The 1,354-nt window shown below is 48.4% G+C and carries 2 protein-coding genes and 1 pseudogene; 2 read left to right on the top strand and 1 reads right to left on the bottom strand.

The window, feature by feature from the left end:
* Nucleotides 1-353: pseudogene (locus QJ48_RS33760) on the bottom strand (response regulator transcription factor); the annotation flags it as partial.
* Nucleotides 354-474: 121 nt separating this feature from the next.
* On the opposite strand from QJ48_RS33760, the gene QJ48_RS33755 reads away from it, so the two are divergent.
* Both QJ48_RS33755 and QJ48_RS33750 read left to right on the top strand, forming a co-directional pair.
* Nucleotides 475-951 carry a hypothetical protein gene (locus QJ48_RS33755; protein WP_054977666.1) on the top strand — a complete coding sequence of 159 codons (477 nt, stop codon included), beginning with the start codon at nt 475-477 and terminating at the stop codon, nt 949-951.
* Nucleotides 952-1,060: 109 nt separating this feature from the next.
* Nucleotides 1,061-1,354 (top strand): transcriptional repressor (locus QJ48_RS33750; RefSeq protein ID WP_054977665.1); only part of this gene is annotated, 294 nt, incomplete at its 3' end.

Genomic DNA, 1,354 nt, shown 5'->3' with positions numbered 1-1,354 from the left:
TGTAGCGTCGAAGCTGGGACTTCACTCGGGGGTCAGCTCCAGCGGATTGAAGGGCTTGCACAAGTAATCGTCGGCGCCGAAGGTCAGCCCCAAGATTTTGTCCGTATCCTCGGATTTGCGGACAGCATGAGAATCGGAATATTGCGGCTTTCGCGGATTTTGAACGTCGGCTGAATGCCGTCCAAGCCGGGCATCATAACGTCCAGAATGATCAGATTGATATCTTCCTTCTCCTGAATGTCCAAAGCCTCCAAGCCGTGGCTCGCTTTGAACACGTTCATGCTCTCGTTCTTCAAATAGATTTCGATGGCGTCCCGAATCTCCGGTTCATCGTCGTCCGTTTTCTTACAAATTTCTTACGAAGCAGGGGAAAGGGTTCATCAAAGTTGATTCCTGTATGGAGAAATATGGAAAGCTAAGGTAAAATGATAGAGACGAACGGGAACCTAAATTTAACGGCTAGGAGTCAAACCCATGCAACCAGTAACAAGGGAAAAAATAAAATTCATGAAGCATGTTCTGGAAGAAGACCCTTTTTATTTGGTGATCGGGGATATTCAGGAAGAGAACGATCCCGATCCGGATGTGAAGAAAGACGCTCTGCAAGCGTATCACGAGTTCTTAAACGAGTATTCGTCTTTGAGGTGCGGAAGCGTTATGCTCTTTGGCCGAAAAGAGCTGCCGGACTATCAGTTCCCCGTAGCGGATATGCCCGGCGGATTCGAAGAATGGATATGCATCGGGAAGATCGAACCGTATCCGTTATATATAAATAAACAGAACGGACGAATCTGTTGTTTGACCGGCGATCCGGGAACGGAAATGAAAATTCGGCATTACGGAGATTTTCAGGAGTTTTTGGAAAGCTATGTTTTCGGTGAAAAATACGTCGAAATCGGAGGCAGGGACGATTGGTATGATCTGCTGAAACAACGGGGCCTACTAAAATGAACGGGAGAGCCGTGCAGGCAGCTTCCGCAAACCTATTGCCTTCCTAGCTCTTGACCTTCACCCTAATTAAATTTATACTAAGTCTAAATACTACTAAGGGGTGAGCCTGATGAGCAGATTGAATTTAACCACGCAGCGCAAAGCGATCCTGGATCTAGTCCAAAGCTGCGAGGATCATCCGACGGCCGCCGAGATTATGGAGCGGCTGCGTATGAACGGCCACCAATTTGCTTATGGCACGGTGTACAACTCGCTTCGGTACTTGACGGATGCGGGATTGATTCGGGAACTCAAGCTGGGGGAGACCGCCAGCCGTTACGATGGAAGAACGGAAGACCATTACCATATCGTGTGTAAGAAGTGCGGACGGGTCGATGAAGTGCTGTCCGCACTTCTTACACAC

This window comes from Paenibacillus sp. A3 (assembly GCF_001399685.1).
Classification (GTDB): Bacteria; Bacillota; Bacilli; order Paenibacillales; family NBRC-103111; genus Paenibacillus_G.
This window is presented reverse-complemented; position numbering and strand designations above follow the sequence as displayed.

Bases quoted from the DNA above. Each gene is read 5' to 3' on its own strand.
- QJ48_RS33755 (WP_054977666.1), top strand. From the start codon at position 475: ATGCAACCAGTAACAAGGGAAAAAATAAAATTCATGAAGCATGTTCTG.